Consider the following 19,366-nt stretch of genomic DNA (forward strand, 5'->3'; position numbering starts at 1 on the left):
TTCTTTATTAGATGCTAAATGATTTGCTTTCTAATAATCTTTCATTATATAATTCAAGCCAATTTGAATACAGGTCGAATTCTAGGCACGTAGCTCAGTGGTAGAGCACCACCTTGACATGGTGGTGGTCGGTGGTTCGATCCCACTCGTGCCTACCATGATTCATTCTAAATAGCATAGTAGACTCATTTCTCTTGACATTTCACCCTATATAGTAGAAAGATCAACAGATTCAGTCTCTGCATCGAATTTTAGGTTTAACCCTGCCATGCAGGGTTTTTTTTTGAGATGAAATACCGGACGTACAGCAAACGGATAGAACTATGCCAAACATTAAATTACCTGATGGAAGTGTGAAACATTTTGAAGCTCCTTTAACTATTTATGATGTAGCACATCATATTAGTCCAGGATTGGCAAAAGCTGCTTTGGCCGGACGTGTTGATGGCCGTATGGTCGACACCTCTTTTCTTCTTGAAACAGATTGCTCACTGGTCATCATCACCGAAAAACAGGAAGAGAGCCTGGAGGTTATTCGACATTCAACAGCGCATTTGCTGGCACAGGCTGTAAAAACCCTTTTTCCAACAGCACAAGTAACAATAGGCCCGGTCATTGACGATGGTTTTTATTATGACTTTGCTTTTGGACGACCATTTACTCCTGAAGATTTGGTAGCGATCGAGGCAAAAATGTATGAGCTGGCTAAAGCCAATCACCCCGTCTCCCGTAGAGAGCTGCCTCGTGATGAAGCAATCAAATATTTCAAAAGCATAGGTGAAGAATATAAAGCAAAAATTATTGCTGATATCCCTGCCGGTGAAGTATTGTCCCTTTACAAACAAGGCGACTTTGAAGATTTATGCCGTGGCCCTCATGTCCCTTCAACCGGATTTTTAAAAGCATTTAAACTGACCAAATTAGCCGGGGCTTACTGGCGTGGCGATTCTAATAATGAAATGCTGCAGCGTGTTTATGGAACAGCCTGGGCGGATAAAAAATCGCTGGCTGACTATTTATTCCGTATGGAAGAAGCTGAAAAGCGGGATCATCGTAAATTAGGCAAGGCTCTGGATCTGTTTCACTTCCAGGACATTGCGCCCGGAATGGTGTTCTGGCACCCCAATGGTTGGGTTATTTACCAGGAGCTGGAGCGTTACATGCGCGCCCGTCTTGCAGATTTTGGCTATCAGGAAATTAAAACGCCTCAATTGGTAGACAAAGTCTTATGGGAAAAATCCGGTCACTGGGCAAATTTCAGAGATGAAATGTTTGTTACTGAAACTGACAACCGCCATTATGCTGTAAAACCAATGAACTGCCCCTGCCACGTTCAGGTGTATAATCAGGGATTAAAAAGTTACAGGGATCTTCCTTTAAGATTGTCCGAATTTGGCAATTGCCATCGTTGTGAACCTTCTGGATCGTTGCATGGCTTGATGCGTGTGCGCAATATGGTTCAGGATGATGCTCATATTTTTTGTACCGAAAATCAAATTCAGTCGGAAGTGGATATGATGCTGGAGTTGGTGCAATCAGTGTATGCCGACTTTGGTTTTAGCGAAATAAAATACCGTTTGGCACTGCGTCCTGAAAAGAGAGTTGGCTCCGATGAAGTCTGGGACAAAGCCGAAGGTGCTTTAAAGCTGGCCATGAAGGGACGGAATATAGAGTGGATTGATGCTCCTGGTGAAGGAGCTTTCTATGGTCCTAAAATTGAATGCTCTTTATCTGATTGTTTGGGCAGAATATGGCAATGCGGTACTATTCAGGTTGATTTTTCCATGCCTTCTCGTCTTGAAGCCAGTTATGTAGCAGAAGATGGCAGCAAACAAATACCTGTCATGCTGCACAGGGCGATTTTAGGATCCTTTGAACGATTTATGGGTATTTTAATCGAGCATTATGCTGGCAAATTACCTTTATGGTTGTCTCCGGTACAGGCGGCTGTCTTGACTATTAGTGAAAAACAGAACGAATATGCGGAAAAAGTAAGTAAAATTTTGCAAAAAAGAGGTATTCGTGCACATTTTGACTTGAGAAATGAGAAGATTGGCTTTAAAATTCGTGAGCATACGTTACAAAAAGTTCCTTATCTGCTGGTTATAGGTGATAAGGAAGTAGAAAATGGCCAGGTCTCCGTGCGTTCGCGTGAAGGAGTAGATCTGGGCGTAATGACAATTGATGCAATTTGTGATACCTTGGCGCAGGAAATTGCCCGGAAAGGATCCCTTTAAAATAACCAACTGGAGAATTGACCATTAGTGCACCGACTAAGCGTGAAAATGATCGCGCAAGAATTAATGAACAGATCACTGTACCTGAGGTACGCTTAATTGATGTCGATGGTAACCAGGCAGGAATTGTATCAACACGAGAAGCCCTGAGGGCTGCGGAAGAAGGTGGTTTGGATTTGGTTGAAATATCACCAACAGCAAAACCTCCTGTATGTCGCATCATGGATTATGGTAAGTTTCTCTTTGAACTGAGTAAAAAACAAGCTGAAGCAAAGAAAAAGCAAAAGCAAATTCAGGTCAAGGAACTGAAATTCCGTCCTACGACGGAAGATGGAGATTATCAGGTCAAGCTACGCAACCTGATCCGTTTCCTCAATCATGGTGATAAGGTCAAAATCACACTGCGTTTTCGTGGCCGTGAAATGGCTCATCAAGAACTCGGTATGAAAATTCTTGAGCGTATACAACTGGACACAGCCGAATTTGCGGTTGTAGAACAGCATGCTAAACGTGAAGGAAGACAATTACTGATGGTATTATCACCCAAAAAAACTAAGTAACAAATGCGGAGTATATTGTTATGCCGAAGTTAAAATCACATCGCGGAGCAGCTAAACGCTTCCGCAAGACAGCAAGTGGTGCGATCAAACGTCGCGGCGCTTACAGGAATCATATCCTCACCAAGAAGTCTACTAAGCAAAAACGTCATTTACGCGTAGGTGCCAGTACTTTGAAGCCATGCGATGCGCGTTTGGCAGAGCGTATGTTGCACGGTAGTTAAGGGGAGAATGAAAGATGCCAAGAGTTAAACGTGGTGTGACCGCGAAAGCGCGTCATAAGAAAATATTAGATCAAGCTAAAGGTTACTACGGTGCCAGAAGCCGGACCTATCGTGTAGCCAAGCAAGCTGTAATCAAAGCTGGCCAATACGCTTATCGTGATAGACGTCAGAAGAAAAGACAATTCCGTGCTTTATGGATCGTTCGAATTAACGCACAAGCTCGTGAATGCGGTATGTCATATAGCCGTTTGATTGATGGCTTGAAAAAAGCATCAATTGAACTGGATAGAAAAATATTAGCTGACATGGCAATTCATGACAAAGTAGCTTTTGCTGCCATAGCTGAGAAAGCTAAAGCGGCTTTAGCTGGTTAGGTCACTGATGTAACTGATAGATGGGTTTATCAATAGGTAACTGGATTTATAGTTACACTTTGAGAAAACCCTGATGCAGTCATGAAAATGGACTGCAAAATAAATTATAGAGGAGGCTCAGGCCTCCTTTTTACTTGTGGGTATCACTATGCAGGATATAATCACCATACAAGAACAAGCCGCTGACGCAATCAGCAAGGCGCAAGACGTAGCTGCCCTTGAATTAATTCGCGTAGATTTTTTAGGTAAAAAGGGCAAACTGACCGACATTTTGAAGGGCTTGGCTCATTTATCTGCTGAAGAAAAACCCAAAGTGGGGCAATTGGTCAATCTGGCCAAACGAGACATCAGTACTCTGATTGAAACCAAGATGCTGGAGTTAAAAGAAAAGCAACTGGCAGAAAAATTATCTGCTGAGCAAATTGATGTGACCCTTTCCGGCCGCTATAAAGCGTCTGGCTCTCTGCATCCTGTAACGCAGGTAAAGCATCGTATTAACGAATTTTTCAGTCGTCTGGGTTTTGACATCGTCGATGGTCCTGAGATTGAAACTGATTTTTATAATTTTGAAGCATTGAATATTCCCGGGCATCATCCTGCCCGCGCCATGCATGATACCTTCTATTTTGGTGACGGACGCCTGCTCAGAACACACACATCACCCGTGCAAATCCGCACAATGGAACAACGCAAACCGCCCTTTCGCCTTATCGCACCAGGCCGAGTGTATCGTTGTGATTCAGATGTGACCCATACCCCCATGTTTCATCAGGTTGAAGGCTTATTGATCGATAAACAGGCAACTCTGGCGGGCTTAAAGGGTTTGCTGCAAGACTTTTTCGCTCACTTCTTTGGCCGTGAACTGGCATTAAGATTCAGGCCTTCCTATTTCCCTTTTACCGAACCATCAGCTGAGGTTGATATTGAATGTACTCAATGCAGTGGTAAGGGATGCCGTTCCTGTAAATTTACCGGATGGCTTGAGGTCTTGGGTTGTGGCATGGTGCATCCAAACGTGTTGAAAGCGGTGAACATATCCCCTGATGAATATCAGGGCTGGGCTTTTGGCATGGGTATGGACAGACTTGCAATGCTCTATTACGGAATAGATGATTTACGAATGATGTTTGAAAATGATTTAACTTTTTTAAGTCAGTTTTAAGGACTATAGATGAAATTAAGTAAGTTATGGTTACGTGAATGGGTTAACTTCACATTAACTGAACAAAAGTTAGCAGATCAATTGACTATGGCGGGTCTTGAAGTAGACGCAGTCAGCCCGGTTGCCGGCGAATTTACTCATGTAGTGGTGGCAGAGGTACTCAGTACCAAACCACACCCTGACGCAGACAAATTAACTTTATGTGAAGTGAATGCCAACACTGACAAACCATTAAAAATAGTCTGCGGTGCTGCAAACGTACGTGCAGGATTAAAAGTTGCTCTGGCTATGATTGGCGCTCAATTACCCGGTGGTTTGCAGATTAAAGAATCCAGATTGCGTGGCGAATTATCACAGGGCATGCTGTGTTCTGTCACCGAGCTTGGCCTGGCTGAGCATTCAGAAGGAATCATGGAGTTGGAACAAGATGCTCCAGTAGGTATGGATATACGCGAATACCTTACTTTAAATGATCATGTACTGGATGTTGATTTAACACCTAACCGTGCTGATTGTTTTAGTGTTCTGGGGATAGCAAGAGAGGTTGCTGTACTGAATCAATTACCGCTTCTCGAGCAACTTGTTGCGACCGTTACTCCTGTAATAGATGATGTTCTGGCAATTAACTTAAAAAATCCTGAAGCCTGTTCACGCTACTGCGGACGGGTTATCCGCAATATTAATCCGGAGGCCACAACTCCTTTATGGATGAGCGAGCGTTTACGCCGCAGCGGGATAAGAGTGCTGCACCCGGTAGTCGATGTTATGAATTATGTCATGCTGGAATTAGGCCAACCGATGCACGCATTCGACTTGGCTACGTTAAAGGGTGATATCAACGTTCGTTTTAGCACTAATACAGAGCATTTGGAACTACTCGATGGCCAGAATGTTACTTTAAGCGAAAAAGTGCTGGTGATAGCAGATGAGGAAAAACCCTTGGCTATGGCTGGAATCATGGGGGGCGCTGCAAGTGCTGTCCAGGCACATACTCGAGATGTCTTTCTGGAAAGTGCTTTTTTCAATCCCATCGTTATTGCAGGTGTGGCCAGAAGCTATGGTTTATTCAGTGATTCCTCACAACGCTATGAGCGGGGTGTGGATCCTTATTTACAAATGAAAGCACTGGAGCGGGCTACTTCATTAATCCTGTCCATTGTTGGCGGAGAAGCAGGTCCTGTAATCGAAGCCTGTGACATGAAGCATTTGCCAGGTAAAATTGCGTTTCGCTTTGATACCAATAAAGTTAAAAAGTTAACCGGCCTTACCATTTCTCTCGCTGAAATGAGAACTTTGCTGGAAGGCCTGGGAATCACTATTTCCCGGGAAGAGAATAACTGTTTTGATGTACAGGTTCCTTCACATCGCTTTGATATTCAGCAGGATGTCGATTTGGTAGAGGAAATTATTCGCCTTTATGGATATGATAATTTAACTGCCCAGCCCATGAATACAGAAGTTCAGGCGGGTTGTGCCAGTGCTAATGAACACATTGCAACGCAACTGGCTATCTGGTTCAGGGCTAAAGGTTATCACGAAACCATTAGTTACAGTTTTGTTGATCCTGAATTACAGGAAGAACTTTATCCGCGTAAAGAGTTTATGCAATTGCTTAATCCTATCTCATCTGAATTATCACAAATGCGGATTGGGATGTGGCCAGGTTTGATTGCGTCAATGATTTATAACGTCCATCGCCAACAAAATGCGATTAAGTTTTTTGAAACAGGTGTGGTTTTTGATGTGCAGCAACAGCAGTTAAGTGAGCGTCCCTGTATTGCCGGTTTGCTCATGGGAGAACAAGGTGGCTTAAGCTGGAATGAAAGCACGAGATTTTTTGATTTTTATGATTTGAAAGGTGATTTGCAGTCACTGTTTTCAATGTTAAAGCTCGGCAACGTGGAATTTAAGCCAGCTGTTCATGATGCACTCCATCCCGGACAATCAGCAGAAATAATCATTAATGGTGAACATGTCGGATGGATGGGGACTCTTCATCCTCGACTGTCAGCGGCACTTGATTTGCATCAGGATGTATTGTTGTTTGAATTAAATCTGCACTCATTAATTAATCCTGTATCACCTTTATATAAAACCATTTCCAAATATCCGCAAATAAGAAGGGATTTATCCTTTCTGGTTGATAAAAAAATAACAGCCAGACAGATTGAAGCAGCAGTAAAATCTGCGGTTCAGGACAACTGGCTGAAGGCTTTTGATGTATTCGATGTTTATGTGGGTAAAGGTATTCCCGAAGGTAAGAAAAGTCTGGCTGTTGCGATGACTTTGCAAGATAGCAGTCGAACATTGGTTGATTCTGAGATCAATTTGTTAATTAGTGCTATAATCAAAACACTGGAAAATGAATTTTCAATCATATTGAGGGAATAATCGTGAATGCACTGAGCAAAGCAATAATGGCAGAAACTTTGTGTGATGACTTAAAACTCGCGAAGCCTGTGGCTAAGGAAATGGTCGAGAATTTTTTTGAAGAGCTGCGTCATGCGCTTGAGCATGGTCAGCATGTGAAATTATCCGGTTTTGGTAATTTTACTTTAAGGGATAAACCACAACGCCCAGGGCGAAACCCGAAAACTGGTGAAGAAATACCCGTAGTTGCCAGAAGGGTGGTAACCTTCAAGCCTGGTTTAAAATTAAAAACTAAAATTGAAGCAATAGGAAAGTAGTTCGTTGAATTATTATAACAAGCACGTTTTATTATGCACCAATCAGAAACCGGGCGGCAAAACCTGTTGCGCCAATTCTGGTGGTGAAGAATTTTTTGATTACATGAAATCCAAATTGTTAGAACTTGAATTACATGGCCCTGGAAAGATTCGGGTCAGTAAATCGGGCTGTCTTGGCCGTTGCAGTTCTGGTCCTTGTATTGTGATCTATCCGGAAGGAGTATGGTACGCTTACTCTTCTTTCGCTGATATCGATCAAATCATTGAGGGGCACCTCATTGCAGGTGAACCTGTAGAGGAACTGTTAATCGATAGAGAGTAGGGTGTGGTGCGGATTTCGTAGCCCGTATTAGCGAAGCGTAATACGGGAAAGTGCCATATCGATCCTGTATTACGCTTCGCTAATACAGGCTACAAACTCCGAAGCTCCGTCGTCCTGAGCGCGTCTTTTTGCGCGAAGGATTGGCACCATGCCGCTTGCAGGAGATCCTTCGCGCAAAAAGACGCGCTCAGGACGACGTGTATGTGATGTAGCGGCTCGGGTTTTTCTCGAAGTATTGAGAATTTTCGTTACAATAATGGAAAATATTCTGTATTTAGTGTAGCCTTTCAATCAATTGGGGATTACGCCTCAAAACAGTTGAAAGTGTCTGTTTCATTGCAGAATGTGCTTTTTTTAGATGGATTTAATTAATTGTTAATAAATTTTTATCCTTTTTACTTGTAGGATGTTTCTGTTTTGGTTAAAATCGCCCGTCCATGATAGAAAGATTACCAATTTAGGCGGTTCGGAGTTAATTAATGAAGACAATTAGTGCCAAAGGCCATGAAGTCAAACGTGACTGGTTAGTGGTCGATGCCAGCGATAAAGTTTTGGGTCGCTTAGCTACTGAGATTGCACGTCGTTTACGTGGCAAACATAAAGCTGAGTATACACCCCATGTTGATACTGGAGATTACATCATTGTTACTAACGCGGAAAAAGTCACTGTGACTGGCCGTAAGTTCAAAAACAAGATGTATCATCATCACACTGGTTTTCCAGGTGGTATCAAATCAGTTACTTTCGAAAAAATGCAGGGTAGAAATCCTGTAAAAATTATCGAACTTGCTGTAAAAGGCATGCTACCAAAAAACCCATTGGGCAGAGAGATGTACCGTAAGCTGAAAGTATATGTTGGTAGCGAGCATCCACATACTGCGCAGCAACCCAAGCAACTAGAGATTGAGGAATAAGTATTATGGCTGAAATGAAGCAATACTATGGCACTGGCCGTAGAAAAAGTTCAACAGCTCGTGTGTTTTTACGTCCAGGTAAAGGTACGATCACAGTAAATAACCGTACTTTGAAAGAGTATTTCTGCCGTGAAACAGCTTGTATGGTTGTAATGCAACCTTTAGAGACTGTAGAAGTTCTTAATAAGTTTGATATTTACATCACAGTAGCTGGTGGTGGTGTTTCTGGTCAGGCTGGTGCAGTTCGTTTAGGTATTGCCAGAGCTTTAGTCGCTTATGATGAAGCTGGATTGGCTAAAGATGCTGAACCTAATCCTAATTCATTCCGTAGAAAGTTACGTGCTCGCAGCCTGTTGACTCGTGACTCTCGTCGTGTGGAAAGAAAGAAAGTGGGTCTGCACAAAGCACGTCGTGCTACTCAGTACTCAAAACGTTAATAGTTTATTATTTAAATTATTCGTTTATAAAACCCCGCACTGCGGGGTTTTTTATTTATCTCCTCGTCTTGTCCGAGGGTGCTAAGGCATCAGGGCAAAAACACTGTCCCTGCCAGTATAACTGTTCCGCTTCCTGACGGTCGCGGCTCGGTTTTCGTGCGTTCGTATCTACTTCATCGTGCACCGGAAACCGAGCCGCGACCGTGAGGAAGCGGAATTTTTGTTGCGGCACAGAGCATGATTTAGTGCTACGCACTGTGCTATTCCGGAACAACTTCCCTCCGAATTCACGTCGTCCTGAGCGCGTCTTTTGGCGCGAAGGATCTCCTGAAACCGGCATGGTGCCAATATGGGGAGATCCTTCGCGCCAAAAGACGCGCTCAGGACGACGTAGATTTTTGTTGAGGATTACGTTTATAAATAGAGTTTTTCATAAGTCCTTTCAGATATCCATTTGAAAATACTCATTTCTTTGTTATAACTATAGGCAGTATCTTTGGCATAAATCAGGATTACATAACTGTGAGTGACATTACTGAACCGGATGTAGAAGGGAAGCAAAGCGATTCAATAGATGAAGAACGACGTCGGTTTTTATTAACGGGCACTTGTGTTTTAGGTGGAATAGGTGCAGCCTGTGCCTTGACCCCTTTGGTTTCATCCTGGTTGCCTAGTGCTAAAGCTCAGGCGGCTGGTGCTCCTGTTCAAGTGGATTTAAGCAGAATGCAACCCGGAGAACAGGCCATTGTTGAATGGCGAGGGAAACCCGTATGGATTATCCGGCGTACCAAAGAGATGCTTGATCATTTAAGTGCCAATTCGTCTTTGTTACGTGACCCTGATTCTTTGACGGATCAACAACCCGCGTATGCCCAAAATCTTCATCGCTCAATCAATCCGGAATATTTAGTATTAATAGGCATTTGCACCCATTTGGGTTGCTCTCCCAAATATAAGCCCAGTCTGCAGGAATTAGGTCCTGACTGGCCGGGTGGATTTTTTTGCCCTTGCCATGGGTCAACCTTTGATCTTTCGGGCAGAGTCTTTAAAGGCGTGCCTGCACCTATAAACCTGGAAGTACCACCGTATCACTTTCTTAATGAACAGACCATCGTGATCGGCGAGGATGCACAATAAAGGATACAACATGAATGGATTGGTAAATTGGTTGGATGCGCGCTTTCCGCTTATAAATACCTGGCGCGATCATTTCAGTAATTACTATGCACCCAAAAATCTAAATTTCTACTACTTTTTTGGGTCAATAGCCTTGGTGATGTTGTTGAATCAGCTCGTTACAGGCATATGGCTCACTATGTTCTATACGCCAAGCGCTGAGCAAGCATTTTCTTCTGTCGAATACATTATGCGAGATATTAACTTTGGCTGGTTATTGCGTTATATGCATTCAACCGGGGCATCTGCATTTTTTATTGTTATCTACCTTCATATGTTTCGGGGACTGTTATACGGCTCCTATCAAAAACCTCGTGAATTAGTGTGGCTACTTGGTATGTTTCTCTATTTGCTCTTAATGGCAGAAGCATTTTTTGGCTACCTGTTGCCTTGGGGGCAAATGTCCTACTGGGGTGCAGAAGTCATTACTTCCCTCTTTGGGGCAGTACCTTACATCGGTAAAAGTCTGGCCGTATGGTTGAGAGGAGATTATTCCGTAGCGAATGCCACCCTGCAGCGTTTTTTTGCCTTACATGTGGTTGGAATTCCTATTCTTATGATTTTTCTGGTGTTCTTACATATAGTTGCCTTACACAAAGTAGGATCAAACAATCCGGAAGGAATTGAAATTAAACATAATGTGGACTCCCACGGCAAGCCAGTCGATGGCATCCCTTTGCATCCTTATTATTCGGTGAAGGATTTTATGGGGATTATTGTCTTTATGATCCTATTTTTTGCTGTTGCATTTTTTGCTCCCGAAATGGGAGGCTATTTCCTTGAGCATGCTAATTTTGCTCCAGCCAATCCTATGGTAACCCCCGACCACATTGCCCCCGTATGGTATATGGCTCCATTCTATGCCATTTTACGGGCTATTCCTGATAAGCTGTTTGGAATTTTTTGTATGCAGGCCGCTATCGTATTACTGTTCTTTGTGCCCTGGCTGGATAAAAGCAAGGTACGGTCCATGCGTTACAAGGGAATACTTTCGCGCATGAGCCTGACCTTGTTTGTGTTAAGTGTACTGCTTTTGGGATACCTGGGAACGGCACCTGTGACGCCGGCCAAACTTATTTTGGCACGAATTGGTACGGTAGTTTATTTTGCCTATTTTATTTTAATGCCCTTTTACAGTCGTTTTGAAACTTCTCGACAAGTACCTGCACGGATAGGTGGATAATAATGAAGATGATGCGATTAATAGTGATTGCTTTGTATCTGCTAGCTCCATCTTTAGAAGCTGCGTCGACCAATGAGTTTGTCATGCAGACTGTTTCCGTTGATATTCGTGATAAAGAACGATTACAACGAGGAGCCAGCCTTTTTATGAATTACTGTTCAGGCTGTCATTCATTAAAGTACATGCGTTACAACCGCATGGCTAAGGATTTGGGGCTGACAACTTTTGATGGTCGACTGGATGAAGACTTGTTAAAGAATAACCTGATATTTACCCAGGCAACAATCAACGATCCCATACAAATTGCCATGCTTCCGACTGATGCCAAAGAATGGTTTGGAATAGTACCACCAGATTTATCCCTCACTGCACGAGAGAGGGGTACTACGTGGATTTATAATTACCTGAAAAGTTTTTACAGTGATGATGCAAGACCCTTTGGCAGCAATAATCTTTTGGTGCCTGATGTGGCTATGCCCAACGTTCTGGAGCCATTAATTGGCAAAATGGTTTTAAATCCTAACCATAAAACCTCTGATGCGAGTTTATTGTTAATAAAACCAGGGGAAATGTATCCGGCACAATTTGACAGTGCCATTCAGGATTTGGTTACCTTTTTAGCTTATGTAGGTGAGCCTGCTCAATTAGTACGCTATCGTTTAGGGGGATTTGTCATCGCATTTTTATTTATTTTTCTGATTGTTGCCTATCGTTTGAAGAAAAATTATTGGCAGCAATTAAAAAAGGTTGAGTAAATTTAACTGGATTTTAATCAAAATCCCCCAGAAGGTTAAAAATGTGGTAGAATGTTGCTCTTTGTATGTAAAATATCAAAGCTATTTTTACAGGCTTTCATGAATCTATAGGAGTTGCTAATGGCAATTGTTGCAAAGCGCACCATAATGTCTTTATTTTCTGATGTTGACGATGTTTACAGTCATCAAGTACGAATCGTATTAGCTGAAAAAGGCGTTAATGTTGAAATTCTGGCAGTGAAGCAAGATGAGCCAGGCGCTGATTTGTTAGCCCTGAATCCTTATGGGACCGTACCTACTCTGATTGACAGAGAGTTGGTGCTTTATGAAGCGCGCATTATTATGGAATACCTGGATGAGCGTTTCCCGCATCCTCCATTATTACCTGTTTACCCCGTTGCACGTGCTGAAACACGTAAAATGATGCATCGCATTGAGCAAGACTGGTATTATTTAATGAATTATATTTTAAGGGATGACAATGCGGAGCAGGCTCGTGCTAATCTGTTGGAAAGTCTGACCAGCCTTGATCCTGTTTTTGCTGACAAACCTTACTTTTTGAGTGATGAATTTTCTTTACTCGATTGTGCTTTGGCACCTTTATTATGGCGCCTGCCTAAGTTAGGATTAGACATTGGTCCACAATACAAAGGCATCATTGCTTACATGCAGCGTGTATTCAAACGTGAATCGTTCCAAACGAGTTTGACTGACGCTGAACGACAAATCAGAGCCGCATAATAAAAATAAGAGCTGCATAACTATGGTAATGACATCAAATAAGCCCTACTTGATTCGCGCATTCTATGATTGGATTGTAGATAATGAATTAACACCTTATATTTTGGTTGACGCTACCTATCCTGGCGTACAGGTTCCTCAGGAACATGTACGTCATGAGCGTATTGTTTTAAACATTTCGCCATCAGCCACTCGTGGGCTTTTGTTGGAAAATGATCGCATTGTATTTACTGCCCGTTTCTCTGGACAAACGGAGCAAATCTTTGTTCTTCCCAACGCGGTATTAGAAATTTATGCCAAGGAAAACGGAAGAGGCATTGCTTTTACCATTGAAGAAAGTAATGATCCTCCACCCGCTCCTACTCCTGATTCAGATACGAGTACCAGAAAAAAACCTTCATTAAAATTAGTAGAGTAGAGTCTGTAGCCCGGTCTGCTTGCAGGCGGGATGAAGAAGTTGCGGTTTTGTTGATCCCGGTTGCAAGCAACCGGGCTACGAATAGAAGAATCTGATGAATTCGGAGCAACAAGTGACCAAGCCAGAAAATATCCTTTATTGTTGTGAGCAAATCAGAAACTGCGAACGCCTCGCAGTAGATTTATATCAATTAGATGAAAATGAATTAATGTCTCGAGCAGGTACCGAGGCATTTCTGTTCATGCAAAAAATGTTTCCCAAAGTGACTCACATTGCTGTATTTTGTGGTGCAGGCAATAATGCCGGTGATGGCTATGTATTAGCACGTCTGGCGCATGAACAGGGATTATCAGTAACTGTTTACCAGTGCAAGGAAATGGAAGAACTTCCTTTAGAGGCTGAATATGCGGCGAGAATGGCGGTTGCGGCCGGAGTAGAATGCCTGGCTGCAGATGAGCCTTTGGATAGTGATGTAGAACTAATCATTGATGCTCTTCTTGGCATTGGATTAAAGGGGCCTGTGCATGGGGTAATTGCGACGGCCATCAACCAGATTAACTCTAGCGAACTTCCTGTATTGTCTTTGGATATCCCATCTGGATTAAATGCAGATACAGGTCTTGTCGAAAATTTCTGTGTAGAAGCCACGTTGACCCTCACTTTTATAGCCCGTAAAGCAGGCATGTATACTTTGGATGGTCCTGACTATTGCGGTGATATTTATTGCAGAACATTACAGCTGAAAAACATACTGGAAAAAATACCCCCCTATGCTTCTTTATTAAGTAATCACTCCCTGCCGTTACCCTTACCTGCACGTAGAAAAAATTCGCATAAAGGAAATTATGGTCATGTAGTGGTCATTGGCGGTGGACCTGGTATGCCTGGTGCTGTAAGCCTTGTAGCCAAAGCCGCAATGCGAACTGGAGCAGGAATGGTCAGTGTTGCCACCTGGCCTGAGCATGCCAAAACCGTTTTGCCTCTGATTCCTGAAGCAATGATATGGGGTGTTCAATCCGCAAAAGATCTTTCTCCCTTGTTAGAAAAAGCATCTGTCTGCGTCATAGGTCCAGGCCTTGGGGAAAGCGATTGGGCTAAAGATCTCTTTCTGGCGGCTATTACCTCGCAATTACCTATGGTCATTGATGCTTCCGCTTTAAGGCTGCTGGCAGAGCATCCCCAGCTGGATGATAATTGGGTTTTAACCCCTCATCCGGGCGAGGCTGCAAGTTTACTTTCCTGTTCCTCACAAAATGTGCAGATGGACAGGTACGGTTCTGCAACTGCAATACAGCAACAATATGGCGGTGTTGTGGTATTGAAGGGAGCAGGCACTATCATTCAAACTGCCGAAAAAAACACTTTTGTATGCCCTAAAGGCAATCCAGGTATGGCTAGTGCTGGTATGGGAGATGTATTAAGTGGTATTATTTCCGCACTTTGTGCTCAAGGATTATCTTTGTCAGATGCAGCGAAGCTTGGCGTGTGGATTCATGCTGTTGCGGGGGATGCAGTAGCCAGAACTTTTGGCGAAGCCGGACTGTTAGCTAGTGACTTACTTGATCTATTGCCTAAAATTTTGAATTGTACCCATTTATGATACACAGTGAAAATGATAAAATATTAAACTATGATTTGCCTGATGAAAAAAGCAGTGTGTATTTTGCACAGCAATTGGCTCTTTGTCTGTTTGCTCCATTAATCATTACCTTCCATGGTGAAATAGGTGCTGGCAAGACAACAATAATTCGTGCCATGTTGCGGAGTCTGGGGGTGGAATCTGCAATCAAAAGCCCTACTTTTTCATTAGTAGAAAGCTATCAGTGCCGGGTTATGGATGTTCATCATTTTGATTTGTACCGCATTCATTCAGAAGATGAGTTGGATTATTTAGGATTCAGGGATTATTTTACCCCGCAAAGTATTTGCTGTATCGAATGGGCAGAGCATGCTGGAAAATCATTGCCTGCAGTTGATATTCGTTTTAAATTAAGTATTAAAGGGGCTGGCCGTGAACTGCATGGTACTGCATCAAGCGTTGCCGGTAAAAGAATTTTAGCTTGCCTGGCAGGTGAACAATAATGATACGAGCATGTGGTTTGTGTCTGTTCTTGTGGATTAGCTCTTTTGCTGCATTTTCTGCACAATTAAATAATATAACTCTATCGCAACAACAGGCGGGTAAAACATCGCTTTATATAACAATTAATGGTCCTTTTACCCATAAATTGTTTATGTTAACTAATCCCTCCAGAGTTGTATTGGATTTGAATAACACGGATTTAAAAGTGAATCTGAATCAGGCCGGATTAACCAACTCGTTGATTCAACAAGTGCGCAGTGGTTCATCCAATTCAAAAACCTTAAGGCTGGTGTTTGATGTAAGCCAACAAGTGCAAGTGCGTTCTGCCCCTTGGGAGCGTAAAGGTTTAAGGTTAGATATTTTGAGTAGTGCGTCAGGCTCTGGCGTAACCCCCCATCATGTTGCAAAAAAACCATTACCCCATACGCCGCAAAACACAGTAACTCGTCGCAATGCATCACCTGCCAAAGCCCAGGTGACAGAGCAAAATCAACCAAGAATTGTCCATACCAAGCCTATTTCCGTTCCTCATAGCCCGTCTAATAAATATCTGCGTGATGTGGTGGTTGTTCTGGATGCGGGACATGGTGGAAAAGATCCGGGTGCGCGAGGTCCGAGGCGCAGTGAAGAAAAACATGTTGTATTAGCCATCACGCTTAAACTAAAACAGCTTATTGACAGACAGCCAGGAATGAAAGCAGTGTTAACCCGTTCTGGTGATTATTATGTCGGTTTAAGGCAACGCCTGGATATAGCAAGAAAATACAATGGTGATATATTCGTATCCATCCACGCAGATGCCTTTAATAATCCTCATTCTCAGGGCGCCTCTGTTTTTGCCTTATCGCAAAGCGGGGCAACCAGTGAAGCGGCGCGCTGGATTGCAGAAAAAGAGAACTACTCAGAATTGGGCGGCGTTAATCTTGGTGAATTGGATGATACCAATGGCGTGGTGCGTTCTGTTTTAATTGATTTATCGCAAACAGCAACCATTAATGCGGGTTTGCAAATGGGAAGCAAGGTTTTAAGTCAGTTGGATGATTTCACCACGCTCCATAATAACAAAGTGGAGCAGGCGCGTTTCATGGTATTGAAGTCACCGGACATTCCTTCCATATTAGTCGAAACCGGCTTTATTTCTAACCCGCGTGAGGAAAGGAACCTGACCAGTTCAGCGTATCAATCCCGATTAAGCCAGGCCATTTTCCAAGGGATTAAAAATTATTTCTGGGATAATCCACCGCATGGTACGCGTATTGAAGCTATGGTGTCCAATCATATACACATAGTCCGTTCAGGAGATACTCTCCCTTCAATTGCAGCCCGTTATCATGTAACGGTCAATGCCTTACAGGCAATGAATGGCTTATCTGCCAGAGCGGCCTTAAGACCGGGACAAAAATTAGTGATTCCTTCGGCATGGGCATGAGAATACAGCAATTACCTCCTGTGGTAGCAAATCAGATTGCTGCTGGTGAGGTAATCGAGCGGCCAGCATCTGTTGTTAAAGAGTTATTGGAAAATTCTCTGGATGCTGGTGCCACCAGCATCAATATAGAATTAAGCTATGGCGGCTTGAATCAAATTAAAATCAGCGATAATGGTTACGGAATCGTTGCTGAAGACTTGCCTTTGGCTGTTGCAGCCCACGCAACCAGTAAAATTACAAAACTGGATGATTTATATGCCATTGAAAGTATGGGCTTCAGAGGCGAAGCATTAGCCAGTATTGCCTCTGTAGCCAAAGTCACCATCAGTTCACGACCTGCATCACAGGAACATGCAATGATGTTGCGTGTACAGGGTTCTGAACAAACTCTTTCACCTTGTGCGCGCAACATTGGAACGACTATTGATGTGGTCGATTTATTTTTCAATACTCCTGTACGCAAGCGTTTTTTAAAAGGGGAAAAACTGGAGTTTCAGGCTATAGAACAGGTGGTGAAACGGTTTGCCCTCAGTGCCCCTGATATCGCTTTAACTTTAAAGCATAATGGCAAATTGATTTTCTCGCTGCCGCCAGCATTAAATGAACAGTCCAAATTGACGCGCATGAGTAAAATCCTGGGTAGTACGTTTATGAGTAATGCCCTGTATCTTGATGTCAAACTGGGTAATATGGCGCTTTATGGATGGTTGAGCAGCCCTGAATACCAACGCAGTCAGAATGATAAGCAATGGGTTTATATTAACCAGCGTATGGTAAAGGATAAATTAATTAATCATGCATTAAAACAAGCGTACGATGGCATACTTCATCCTGGTCGATTTCCTGCCTGCCTGTTGTATTTTACCATGAGTAGTGCTGAGGTAGATGTCAATGTTCACCCGACCAAGCATGAAGTGCGGTTTCAGCAACCTCGGCTGGTTCATGATTTTTTCACCTCCCAATTAACTAAAGTCCTTGCGGCCAGCACTGCAAAATATTTTGAAAAAACTTATGAGCCTATGGCTTATTCCGGAGAAGAGGCTGAAGAGGTTAGCGAAACGTATATCGCCCAATCGGACACTATTCCTTCAGTCGCAACGCAATTCCAGAAGCCTGTGATGCGCCACCAGGTTCCGCGTGATGCGATAGACTCCTGGAGCCCGCGACGCGAAATCACTGCGGCAAATAAATCATATTCCTCGGAGAGTGAATTATCCTGGACTGTTTTGAATCATCAACACGTTCTGATATTAATGAAACAACAACCCTATGTCGTTGATGCATTGGCTTTACAGCAGCAATGGATATACAGCCAGTTAAAGCAAAGTGATTTGCCATTGGCTAGCCGACCCTTGTTAGTGCCTGTACATTATTCGCTATCGCTGACTGAGAGTAATAAGATTGACGCATTAAAAAAAGTGCTGGAGCAGTTAGGAATTCATGCTGAGCGTTCTGCAACAGGCACTATGCTGATTCGCAGTGTTCCTGTTCAGGTTCCGCATCTGGATATACATACTTTTTTAAATCACCTTGTTGATTCACCCGTTTTGCAAACAGAACAATTACTGCTTCTTTTGAGCCAATCTCAACTTTTGGATCTCAATTATTTAGGCGTGGATGAGCGTAAGGTGTTGAATCAATTGCTGCTTGATTTATTACCTGAAACAGGAAGCCATCAAGGGTTGTTTGTGGCGCTTACTCCTGAACGTTGCCGGATGTTACTCCATGTCTGATTTAATTTTTTGTTTGATGGGGCCTACTGCCTCAGGTAAAACCGGTTTGGCTTGTGAATTGGTACGTCATTTTCCATTTGAAATTATCAGTGTCGATTCTGCAATGATCTATCGCGATATGAATATTGGGACCGCCAAACCTTCCAATCAGGAATTGTTATTAGCTCCTCATCATTTGATTGACATTATAGACCCCACGGAATCTTATTCTGCGGCTCAATTCTGCACTGATGTTTCAGCACTTTGCACTTCGATTTTCCAGCGGGGCAAGATCCCTTTACTGGCAGGTGGAACGATGATGTACTTTAATGCCTTGCAAAAAGGGCTGTCTGTTTTACCTGAAGCAGATGAAGCAATGCGCCAGCGTCTTGAAGAGGAAGCCAGAGTGCATGGTCTGGATGCTTTGCATCAGCGACTGGCTGAAATTGATCCCGACACAGCGCAGCGGATTCATGCTCACGATTCTCAACGGATTCAACGGGCTTTGGAGGTTTATTATTTGACTGGAACCACTTTATCGGAGTTTTTGGCAAAACAAAAATCAGGGGTAAACTATCGTTTTGCTAATTTTGCCCTTTTTCCAGAGCAAAGGGCATGGCTGCACCAGCGTATAGCTCAACGCTTTGATCAAATGCTTGATGATGGTTTAGTGCGTGAGGTGCAGGGATTGCTGGATAAATGGCAGCTTTCTATGAATTTGCCATCCATGCGCTGTGTCGGTTACAGGCAGGTTCTTGAACATTTGCAAGGAGATTATGATCTGGCTGCACTGCGTGAAAAAGGGATAGCAGCAACAAGGCAATTGGCCAAACGGCAACTCACCTGGCTCAGACATTGGGATGATGCCTTGTTTTATGATCCGCAAAATACGACTTTTAACGAGCAGATTATAGCGAAAACAAGGGAAATATTGGATAATGAGGCTTCTTAATAT

Annotated in this window: 20 protein-coding genes and 1 tRNA gene; all 21 read left to right on the forward strand. The window is 43.1% G+C overall.

Going from position 1 to position 19,366, the window contains the following annotated elements:
* Positions 1-83 precede the first annotated feature (83 nt).
* Positions 84-158: transfer RNA gene (locus B094_RS0101245), tRNA-Val, on the forward strand.
* Between the two features lie 165 nt (positions 159-323).
* Positions 324-2,237 carry a threonine--tRNA ligase gene (thrS, locus tag B094_RS0101250; protein WP_018575968.1) on the forward strand — a complete coding sequence of 638 codons (1,914 nt, stop codon included), beginning with the start codon at positions 324-326 and terminating at the stop codon, positions 2,235-2,237.
* Between the two features lie 23 nt (positions 2,238-2,260).
* A complete protein-coding gene (gene infC / locus B094_RS15495) occupies positions 2,261-2,797 on the forward strand; it encodes a translation initiation factor IF-3 (protein WP_040523978.1) in 537 nt (178 codons plus the stop codon).
* Positions 2,798-2,817: 20 nt separating this feature from the next.
* Positions 2,818-3,018, forward strand: coding sequence for a 50S ribosomal protein L35 (rpmI, locus tag B094_RS16670; protein WP_035889291.1), 201 nt, complete (start codon positions 2,818-2,820; stop codon positions 3,016-3,018).
* Positions 3,019-3,032: 14 nt separating this feature from the next.
* On the forward strand, positions 3,033-3,392 hold the full coding sequence (rplT, locus tag B094_RS0101260) for a 50S ribosomal protein L20 (protein ID WP_018575970.1): 360 nt from the start codon (positions 3,033-3,035) through the stop codon (positions 3,390-3,392).
* Between the two features lie 148 nt (positions 3,393-3,540).
* The gene (pheS, locus tag B094_RS0101265) at positions 3,541-4,554 is read left to right on the forward strand and encodes a phenylalanine--tRNA ligase subunit alpha (protein WP_018575971.1); all 1,014 of its coding nucleotides are present in this window, start codon (positions 3,541-3,543) and stop codon (positions 4,552-4,554) included.
* Between the two features lie 9 nt (positions 4,555-4,563).
* The gene (gene pheT, locus B094_RS0101270; protein WP_018575972.1) at positions 4,564-6,945 is read left to right on the forward strand and encodes a phenylalanine--tRNA ligase subunit beta; all 2,382 of its coding nucleotides are present in this window, start codon (positions 4,564-4,566) and stop codon (positions 6,943-6,945) included.
* A gap of 2 nt (positions 6,946-6,947) precedes the next feature.
* A complete protein-coding gene (locus B094_RS0101275) occupies positions 6,948-7,241 on the forward strand; it encodes an integration host factor subunit alpha (RefSeq protein WP_018575973.1) in 294 nt (97 codons plus the stop codon).
* Between the two features lie 4 nt (positions 7,242-7,245).
* Positions 7,246-7,563, forward strand: coding sequence for a (2Fe-2S) ferredoxin domain-containing protein (locus B094_RS0101280; protein WP_018575974.1), 318 nt, complete (start codon positions 7,246-7,248; stop codon positions 7,561-7,563).
* 479 nt (positions 7,564-8,042) lie between these two features.
* Complete coding sequence (gene rplM / locus B094_RS0101285) at positions 8,043-8,477, forward strand: 50S ribosomal protein L13 (protein ID WP_018575975.1); 435 nt, start codon at positions 8,043-8,045, stop codon at positions 8,475-8,477.
* A 5-nt stretch (positions 8,478-8,482) separates the two neighbouring features.
* Positions 8,483-8,914 carry a 30S ribosomal protein S9 gene (gene rpsI, locus B094_RS0101290; RefSeq protein ID WP_018575976.1) on the forward strand — a complete coding sequence of 144 codons (432 nt, stop codon included), beginning with the start codon at positions 8,483-8,485 and terminating at the stop codon, positions 8,912-8,914.
* Positions 8,915-9,436: 522 nt separating this feature from the next.
* On the forward strand, positions 9,437-10,051 hold the full coding sequence (gene petA / locus B094_RS0101295; RefSeq protein WP_018575977.1) for a ubiquinol-cytochrome c reductase iron-sulfur subunit: 615 nt from the start codon (positions 9,437-9,439) through the stop codon (positions 10,049-10,051).
* Between the two features lie 10 nt (positions 10,052-10,061).
* A complete protein-coding gene (locus B094_RS0101300; RefSeq protein ID WP_018575978.1) occupies positions 10,062-11,273 on the forward strand; it encodes a cytochrome b in 1,212 nt (403 codons plus the stop codon).
* A gap of 2 nt (positions 11,274-11,275) precedes the next feature.
* Positions 11,276-12,028 carry a cytochrome c1 gene (locus B094_RS0101305; RefSeq protein ID WP_018575979.1) on the forward strand — a complete coding sequence of 251 codons (753 nt, stop codon included), beginning with the start codon at positions 11,276-11,278 and terminating at the stop codon, positions 12,026-12,028.
* A gap of 120 nt (positions 12,029-12,148) precedes the next feature.
* Positions 12,149-12,769: a stringent starvation protein SspA gene (gene sspA, locus B094_RS0101310; RefSeq protein ID WP_018575980.1), complete on the forward strand. Its 621-nt coding sequence runs from the start codon at positions 12,149-12,151 to the stop codon at positions 12,767-12,769.
* A gap of 22 nt (positions 12,770-12,791) precedes the next feature.
* Positions 12,792-13,187, forward strand: coding sequence for a ClpXP protease specificity-enhancing factor (locus B094_RS0101315; RefSeq protein WP_018575981.1), 396 nt, complete (start codon positions 12,792-12,794; stop codon positions 13,185-13,187).
* 112 nt (positions 13,188-13,299) lie between these two features.
* Positions 13,300-14,787 (forward strand): NAD(P)H-hydrate dehydratase, encoded by a 1,488-nt coding sequence (locus B094_RS0101320; protein ID WP_026253824.1) that lies wholly within the window; start codon positions 13,300-13,302, stop codon positions 14,785-14,787.
* Positions 14,784-15,269, forward strand: coding sequence for a tRNA (adenosine(37)-N6)-threonylcarbamoyltransferase complex ATPase subunit type 1 TsaE (gene tsaE / locus B094_RS0101325; RefSeq protein WP_018575983.1), 486 nt, complete (start codon positions 14,784-14,786; stop codon positions 15,267-15,269). The genes B094_RS0101320 and tsaE overlap by 4 nt, the downstream gene beginning before the upstream one ends.
* On the forward strand, positions 15,269-16,699 hold the full coding sequence (locus B094_RS0101330; RefSeq protein ID WP_018575984.1) for an N-acetylmuramoyl-L-alanine amidase: 1,431 nt from the start codon (positions 15,269-15,271) through the stop codon (positions 16,697-16,699). Before tsaE ends, B094_RS0101330 begins: the two co-directional genes overlap by 1 nt.
* On the forward strand, positions 16,690-18,432 hold the full coding sequence (mutL, locus tag B094_RS0101335) for a DNA mismatch repair endonuclease MutL (protein ID WP_018575985.1): 1,743 nt from the start codon (positions 16,690-16,692) through the stop codon (positions 18,430-18,432). Before B094_RS0101330 ends, mutL begins: the two co-directional genes overlap by 10 nt.
* Complete coding sequence (gene miaA, locus B094_RS0101340) at positions 18,425-19,363, forward strand: tRNA (adenosine(37)-N6)-dimethylallyltransferase MiaA (protein WP_018575986.1); 939 nt, start codon at positions 18,425-18,427, stop codon at positions 19,361-19,363. Before mutL ends, miaA begins: the two co-directional genes overlap by 8 nt.
* Positions 19,364-19,366 lie beyond the last annotated feature (3 nt).

It is taken from the genome of Legionella shakespearei DSM 23087 (assembly GCF_000373765.1).
Classification (GTDB): Bacteria; Pseudomonadota; Gammaproteobacteria; order Legionellales; family Legionellaceae; genus Legionella; species Legionella shakespearei.

Coding starts and splice junctions, on each gene's coding strand:
- sspA (WP_018575980.1), top strand. CDS start 12,149: ATGGCAATTGTTGCAAAGCGCACCATAATGTCTTTATTTTCTGATGTT.
- thrS (WP_018575968.1), top strand. CDS start 324: ATGCCAAACATTAAATTACCTGATGGAAGTGTGAAACATTTTGAAGCT.
- pheT (WP_018575972.1), top strand. CDS start 4,564: ATGAAATTAAGTAAGTTATGGTTACGTGAATGGGTTAACTTCACATTA.
- rpmI (WP_035889291.1), top strand. CDS start 2,818: ATGCCGAAGTTAAAATCACATCGCGGAGCAGCTAAACGCTTCCGCAAG.
- rplT (WP_018575970.1), top strand. CDS start 3,033: ATGCCAAGAGTTAAACGTGGTGTGACCGCGAAAGCGCGTCATAAGAAA.
- B094_RS0101300 (WP_018575978.1), top strand. CDS start 10,062: ATGAATGGATTGGTAAATTGGTTGGATGCGCGCTTTCCGCTTATAAAT.
- pheS (WP_018575971.1), top strand. CDS start 3,541: ATGCAGGATATAATCACCATACAAGAACAAGCCGCTGACGCAATCAGC.
- rplM (WP_018575975.1), top strand. CDS start 8,043: ATGAAGACAATTAGTGCCAAAGGCCATGAAGTCAAACGTGACTGGTTA.
- rpsI (WP_018575976.1), top strand. CDS start 8,483: ATGGCTGAAATGAAGCAATACTATGGCACTGGCCGTAGAAAAAGTTCA.
- B094_RS0101305 (WP_018575979.1), top strand. CDS start 11,276: ATGAAGATGATGCGATTAATAGTGATTGCTTTGTATCTGCTAGCTCCA.
- B094_RS0101315 (WP_018575981.1), top strand. CDS start 12,792: ATGGTAATGACATCAAATAAGCCCTACTTGATTCGCGCATTCTATGAT.
- mutL (WP_018575985.1), top strand. CDS start 16,690: ATGGGCATGAGAATACAGCAATTACCTCCTGTGGTAGCAAATCAGATT.
- tsaE (WP_018575983.1), top strand. CDS start 14,784: ATGATACACAGTGAAAATGATAAAATATTAAACTATGATTTGCCTGAT.
- B094_RS0101330 (WP_018575984.1), top strand. CDS start 15,269: ATGATACGAGCATGTGGTTTGTGTCTGTTCTTGTGGATTAGCTCTTTT.
- miaA (WP_018575986.1), top strand. CDS start 18,425: ATGTCTGATTTAATTTTTTGTTTGATGGGGCCTACTGCCTCAGGTAAA.